Origin of the sequence: Chroococcidiopsis cubana SAG 39.79 (assembly GCF_003991895.1) — a bacterium.
GTDB lineage: Bacteria > Cyanobacteriota > Cyanobacteriia > Cyanobacteriales > Chroococcidiopsidaceae > Chroococcidiopsis > Chroococcidiopsis thermalis.
The window spans coordinates 25,565-31,892 of record NZ_RSCK01000075.1 but is presented as its reverse complement, the minus strand read 5'-3'; the positions used below and the strand labels follow the sequence as shown (position 1 = coordinate 31,892).

Sequence of the window (6,328 nt, the reverse complement as noted above, 5' to 3'; positions counted from 1 at the left end):
TTCACCTGTTCATCAGTCTGCTTCTCTAGTTTACAGAGTCAACTGAAACTATTACACCTTATTTAATCCACGATCCTTAGGTATCGTAGCATTTGGATACATACTACTCAATTCATTGTTTGCGCTTGCCTATTTATTACAGCCAGGTAGCATAGCTAACGCTCGTCCTGGCAATTTCTGGGATGCTTTCTTTTTCAGCATTCAAACAATGGCAACTATTGGCTATGGCGTGATGAATCCGCAGACTGACTACGCTAATGTCCTAGTGGCGATCGAATCTTGGGTGGGTTTATTGGGCGTAGCTATGGGAACGGGAATCGCTTTTGCTCGTTTCTCTCGTCCTACGGCGCGAGTGGTTTTCAGTCGAGTGGCTGTGGTCACGGCTTATGATGAGATTCCAACTTTGATGTTTCGCGTGGCGAATAAGCGCCGCAACCAAATTATTGAAGCGCAGATTAGAGTTGTACTGGTACGAGACGAAATGAATGCTGAGGGGCAGTTTATGCGCCGATTGTATGACCTGCCTTTAGTACGTGCTAATAACCCAATTTTTATTCTCTCTTGGACGGTGATGCATCCGATTGACGAGTACAGCCCTTTTTACGGCGCTACTTTAGCAGATCTAGAAGCAGCAGAGACAATGTTGGTGGTGACGCTGACTGGCATTGATGAGACTGTATCTCAGATGATACATGCTCGTCATACATACATTGCTTCAGAGATGTTGTGGCATCATCGATTTGCTGATATTTTATTCCAGAAGTCTGACGGGCAACGCTATATCGATTACAACCACTTTCATGAGGTAATGCCCGTTTCTAGCCAGAGGGAAGAAACAAATGGAGTCGTATCCCGATCGCCATAATCGTCATAGCGAACGCAGTTACGCCATGTTAGGAACGGGGGCATTGGGTGGTTATTATGGTGGTTGTCTACAAAAGGCTGGTTTAGATGTCCATTTTTTGCTTCGCAGCGATTACAACCATGTTTCTCAATCTGGTTTAGTTATTGAGTCAACTGACGGGGACTTTACCCTATCCCAAGTCAATGCTTACCAAGACGTGAAGGATATGCCGCGTTGCGATGTGGTAGCGATCGCGCTAAAAACGACGCAGAATCATCTACTGCCCGATCTATTACTTCCAGTTCTGAAAGACGATGGCGTAGTTTTGGTATTGCAAAATGGTTTGGGCATAGAAGACGCGGTAGCTGAAATTGTCGGTTCTCATCGAGTTATCGGTGGTATGTGTTTTGTCTGCGCTAATAAAGTTGCCCCAGGACATATTCGCCATTTAGATTACAAGGCGATCTCCCTGGGAGAATATACTGCTGACTACCATCCAGCGGGAATTACGGCAAGAATGCGGCAAATTGCCACTGATTTTGAATCGGCTGGCATTCCCATTGACTTATCAGAAGATTTGCTCTTAGCACGTTGGCAAAAATTGGTATGGAATATTCCCTATAATGGGCTATCTGTCATACTTAATGCTCGAACCGATGAGTTGATGGCAAATGCATCCACTCGGGCTTTAGTCGAAGAGTTGATGGCAGAAGTGGTAGCGGGTGCAGCTAGGTTCGATCGCCATATTTCCAGTAGTTTTGTCCAAAACATGCTCGATCGCACTGCCAAAATGAAGCCATATAAAACTAGTATGAAAATTGACTACGATTTGCAGCGTCCTTTGGAAGTTGAAGCGATCGTTGGCAGTCCATTACGTCTAGCTGAGGCTGCTGGGACAAATTTACCTCAAATTCGCACTTTGTATCGGCAGTTGAAGTTTTTAGATAGAAAAAATCAGGGGTAGAATTTACTCCTTCCTCTTCGGATAAGCAATCCGCTTGTGATGAAACTGTTGCCAAATATTGACAAAGGTTTCAGCAATTGTATCCATGTCCGCCCGCGTTAGTCCAGAATCAACTAATTGATTGTCTTGCCAGCGCGATCGCAGAATTTTTTGTACCATTGCTAGGGCTTCCTCTCGCGTCGGTTCTTTTCCGCCTGATTTGCCGGCTGCTGGCAGAGTGCGTAAAGCTGCTTCACAGGAATCTGCCAGCATCACCAAGGCTGTTTCTCGCGACTGGGGCGCTGGACCCGCGTAACAAAAATCCCTTTCGTCTACTGTAATGCTATGGTCTTGTCGTGCGATCTGCTGCGCTTGGTGGTAAAAATAGGCGATCGCTATCGTGCCTTGATGTTCGGGAATAAAGGCTTGGATTGCCATTGGTAGACGACACTTTCGTGCCATGACTAACCCTTCAGTCACGTGCTTTCTAATAATTGCCGCACTCTCCCAAGGATCGTTAATTTCATCGTGTTTATTGACCCCACCCATCTGATTCTCAATAAAAGCGAGGGGATCGTGGAGTTTGCCAATATCGTGATATAAGGTTCCCGTCCGCACCAATTCGACGTTGCATCCCAATACCCTCGCCGCTGCCTCTGCCAGAGTGGAGACAAACAGCGTGTGTTGGAACGTTCCGGGGGCTTCCGTTGCCAAACGCTTTAATAATGGTCGGTTGGGGTTGGCAAGTTCTGCTAGCCGAATTGGGGTAACTAGATCGAAAAAATGCTCTAAATAGGGGCTAATGCCGATCGCGATCGCGCTCCAGACAATCCCTGCAAGGCTAAATAAGCCAGCTTGAAGGGCAACATCGTACCAATTCCATACTGAATCAGTCCCGATCGCGCTGAGTACGACTTTCCCTAACAGGTACGCTAATCCTTGCGTTACACTAACCGCGACTCCGATTAGAGCTAATTCTTCTCGCGATCGCATCCACCCAGCCATCCAACTAGCTAGCATTCCGCCAGCTAAGCCTGTTAACAAAGACTTACCACTAATATCCATTCCTACAGGTACGAGCAGCCCCAACAACCCTACAACTGTGCCACCAATTGGGAAGCCGTAGAAGCTACCTAGTAACAGTCCTACAGCAGGTAAGTTAATATACCGTAAATTCAGCCTTAAGAGTAGCGGAGTACTCAAAGCTAATAACAAAATCAAAACACAGTCACGCTGTCGCAGTTTCTGCCGCTCGAATTTCCAGGCAATCCAGACAAAAATACCAACGGCTACACTAACGATCCCACCAAATTTCAACAGTCCCGACCAACCGATCCCGCGTCGCGACAGACCGAAATAGTCGAGAGTAATAAATGCAGCATGGTCGATCGTTTCGCCTTTTCTGACTATGACCTCGCCTCGCTCTAGATTCAGCATTTGGGGGGCAATTTTTGCAACCGCTTCAGCTGCTGCTAGTTTTGTTTGTGCTTCGTCTTCCTTGAGATTTGGTTCGAGAACGGTTAACAGCATTTGGGTTGCTAGAGGTTCCATCTGCGGTGGTACATGCGATCGCACTTGTAAGTTCACCGCTGTTTGCAAAGTATCGGATGATATACCTCGATAAACTCCTTGGGCGAGAATGCGTTGTGTAGTGGCGCGGATACCTGCAACTGTCTTCGACCAAATAGGATCGGATAAATCCAACCAGGAAGATTCGTAAAGAGTTGGCGGAGTTGCTTTTTGTAATTGTGCCAGTTGCGATAAAGCTTGAGCGTATTGCTGGCGAACTTGAGATAGCTTTGCCATTAACATCGAGAACTGGTGAGATTTCGCTGTTTTCAAGCGATAGGCATTCAGTTCCCTTGCTGCTTGAGCCATTGCCTCATTTTCAAATCTTTCGATTTTAACCGAAGCAAAGTTCGTTGTCGCGGCATTTTGCTGGCGTTCTCGACTTTGCGCGTCTCGTAAAAAAGCTAAGACTTGCTGCCACTGAGAATCTGGGCAGCTGCGTAGATAAATTTGTGCTGCTGTAGATAAGTTGGTTGTGGTTGTAAATGGAAAATCTCCTGCTAACTGCCGCAGTTGCTCTCCCTGTTTCAAGTTAGTTTGCAACTTTTGCCAAATTTTTTGGTTTACCGTCGAGTCAATGACTAAGATCGGCTCTGCTTTTCTCCATGCAATTTGGCGGTTTTGGGCTGTAGTTTTCGTATCGACAATTTGAGCTGCTTTAGGGGCGCGAATTGTCTCTGGTGCGATCGTGCCTTCATCTAGCCGAGGTTGGTTGGCAAAGCGATGTCCCAACATTATGGTCAGCAATACCACTGCCAGTATCAGGAGCGCAGAGGTGCGTTCTCTGCGCACTTTAGGAGGTTTTTTAGCTTTAACTCCTGGTTGAGCTTGGCATACTTTACGAGTTAATTGCTGCTGGTTTGGTAGCAATTGCCACCACTTCTTGAGTTGCAGGTCGAGCAATTCAAATAGCGTGCGCTTTTTCATTACCCTTATTACATGCAATCGGCATGGAGCAAAAAGTTAAATGGCATAAAGCCTCATCTGTAATCTTAGGTTGAATGACAATAATTACATCCAGTCTATGGATCTTTCCACAATGAGAGCTCACAACTGACGATTAAGCTTATTGCCTGTTCTACAACTCAAGTATTTAGAAACTAAACTTTCCTGAAATCAACTTTTTCAGATCGATTTAGGAAAGACAACGATTATTCTCAGCGCCTCCGCACGATTTTAGGGGCAGCAATTGCAACTATTTGATTGTTGGTAGTAGCTCGATCGCTCTGCTGATAGACTCCCGACCACACTGCGACTAGTACATCACACAATCTTAGCACTTCAGCCTGATTTGTCACCCCTATTGCTAGTGCTTGAGTAACTGGAATGCTTGCCACGCCATTGTAAGCTCCTGAAAGCGCACCCGCGATCGCGCTCGTCACGCCAGAGCGATCGCTTATTGCTGCTCTTTGAACGGTCAAGCGAAAGTCTGCTGGAGTACTCAGGTAGCAAAAAAACGCCAAAGCGATTTGACTGCTCAATTCATGGGGTTGTCCTAACTGAGCAATCGCTCTTTCCAATCCTGCTCGTTCGTCCAGTAGCTCTTTGACTTGTGAGAGTTTTGCAGCTGTTGCAGTTGGGGATGTTCCTACAAAAGCAATTGCTTGGGAAATTATCTCGATTGGGTTCGATTTTGCTTGTAAAGCAATGGCGATTGCTTGTCCTATTGCTAAGGTTCCATCTCGGCTTTCTGGCTCATCCCGATCGATCGCGACTAGCGCCAGTTGCAAATTTTGCCGCAGCTTCAACTCATTCTCATGAAAAAATACTGATATGGGAAGAGTTGTTAAAGGTGAAGCGATTGGATTACCAGTCAACTCTTTTGTCATGAATTTGTGCCACGCTTCGTAATCGAACTTACCGAGCGCGATCAAAGTCTTTATTCCTTGCAATACTGAGTCAAGCAACCCCGATTGGGATGAGTTATCGATTGCCCTTTCAGATAATATCGCCTTAAGTTTAGGGTGGTTTGCGACTTCGCCAACTGCCATTCCCAGCATCGTGCCGCGAAATCGACTATGAATCGAGTAACTCATTAATTGGAGTGCCTGATATGGTGAATCAAGGCGTGTAAACCTAAGCGATAACTCTGTACGCCAAAACCACTAATTTGCCCGATTGCTACACCTGCAATATAGGAGTGATGGCGAAAAGATTCTCGTTGGTAGATATTACTTAAATGAACTTCTACTGTGGGCATCTTTACCGCAGCGATCGCATCTCGCAGCGCCACGCTTGTATGGGTATAAGCACCCGCATTAATCACAATTCCCTGGTATTCTGACTTAGCTGCTTGGATCGCATCCACTAGCACGCCTTCATGGTTAGACTGCATCGCCTTCACTTCTGCTTGCAGTTGATTCCCTTCTGCCACTAACATGCTGTCGATCTCAGCTAACGTCACTGAACCGTAAATTCCTGGTTCTCTTGCTCCCAGCAGGTTCAAATTCGGTCCATGCAGCACGAGTATCCTAATAAGTGACGAATGAGAAGACACGCCAGCTAAGCCCATTCAATATCTATCTGTGACGACGAGTGCGGCGATCGTCAACTGGAATTGGGATCGGCTCTGGTTCCGGTTCAGCTTCCGGTCCTAGCAAGGCTTCAATTAGCTTGCGCGCCCATTCTTTCAGCTTTTCCAGTACCCGATCTATGTAATCCATCGAACCGATTACTCCTACAAAACTACCTTGATTTCTTGATGATAATCGATTGGAATCTATCTTTGTGCGCTCTTGATTTTGCCGCTACTTATTCTTTATATTTGCTTAGCTTTTTGCTGTTGCTAGCACACAAAGTTTAACTTTTTCAAGTCAAAATGTAGCTTAGCTACTTATTCTCAACCGCTTTAACTTTCTGTTTCCTTTGCTCTACCAACATTTTGTTGGGAAAACGAAGGCGACAGCTTAATCTTTTTATTTAATATAAAGATATCACAAATTCCAACAGCAGACACATCTCTCTTTTGAGGG

Annotated in this window: 6 protein-coding genes; 2 read left to right on the top strand and 4 right to left on the bottom strand. The window is 45.8% G+C overall.

The features are described 5' to 3' along the window. Positions 1–115 precede the first annotated feature (115 nt). Positions 116–865: an ion channel gene (locus DSM107010_RS28200; protein WP_241994370.1), complete on the top strand. Its 750-nt coding sequence runs from the start codon at positions 116–118 to the stop codon at positions 863–865. After that, positions 840–1,808, top strand: coding sequence for a putative 2-dehydropantoate 2-reductase (locus DSM107010_RS28195; RefSeq protein ID WP_106170803.1), 969 nt, complete (start codon positions 840–842; stop codon positions 1,806–1,808). Before DSM107010_RS28200 ends, DSM107010_RS28195 begins: the two co-directional genes overlap by 26 nt. A 3-nt stretch (positions 1,809–1,811) precedes the next feature. Here DSM107010_RS28195 and DSM107010_RS28190 read toward each other — a convergent pair whose 3' ends face one another. The 4 genes from DSM107010_RS28190 to DSM107010_RS40135 all read right to left on the bottom strand — a co-directional run bounded on the left by DSM107010_RS28190 (position 1,812) and on the right by DSM107010_RS40135 (position 6,019). After that, entirely contained in the window at positions 1,812–4,283 is a 2,472-nt protein-coding gene (locus DSM107010_RS28190) for an HD family phosphohydrolase (RefSeq protein ID WP_127024482.1), read from the bottom strand. A 230-nt stretch (positions 4,284–4,513) separates the two neighbouring features. Beyond that, entirely contained in the window at positions 4,514–5,392 is an 879-nt protein-coding gene (locus DSM107010_RS28185; protein ID WP_015155088.1) for an ADP-ribosylglycohydrolase family protein, read from the bottom strand. Beyond that, entirely contained in the window at positions 5,392–5,868 is a 477-nt protein-coding gene (aroQ, locus tag DSM107010_RS28180) for a type II 3-dehydroquinate dehydratase (protein WP_015155087.1), read from the bottom strand. The genes DSM107010_RS28185 and aroQ overlap by 1 nt, the downstream gene beginning before the upstream one ends. 7 nt (positions 5,869–5,875) lie before the next feature. Further along, complete coding sequence (locus DSM107010_RS40135) at positions 5,876–6,019, bottom strand: hypothetical protein (protein WP_015155086.1); 144 nt, start codon at positions 6,017–6,019, stop codon at positions 5,876–5,878. Positions 6,020–6,328: the final 309 nt, after the last annotated feature.

Bases quoted from the DNA above. Each gene is read 5' to 3' on its own strand.
- DSM107010_RS28195 (WP_106170803.1), top strand. From the start codon at position 840: ATGGAGTCGTATCCCGATCGCCATAATCGTCATAGCGAACGCAGTTAC.
- DSM107010_RS28190 (WP_127024482.1), bottom strand. From the start codon at position 4,283: ATGAAAAAGCGCACGCTATTTGAATTGCTCGACCTGCAACTCAAGAAG.
- DSM107010_RS28185 (WP_015155088.1), bottom strand. From the start codon at position 5,392: ATGAGTTACTCGATTCATAGTCGATTTCGCGGCACGATGCTGGGAATG.
- aroQ (WP_015155087.1), bottom strand. From the start codon at position 5,868: ATGGGCTTAGCTGGCGTGTCTTCTCATTCGTCACTTATTAGGATACTC.
- DSM107010_RS40135 (WP_015155086.1), bottom strand. From the start codon at position 6,019: ATGGATTACATAGATCGGGTACTGGAAAAGCTGAAAGAATGGGCGCGC.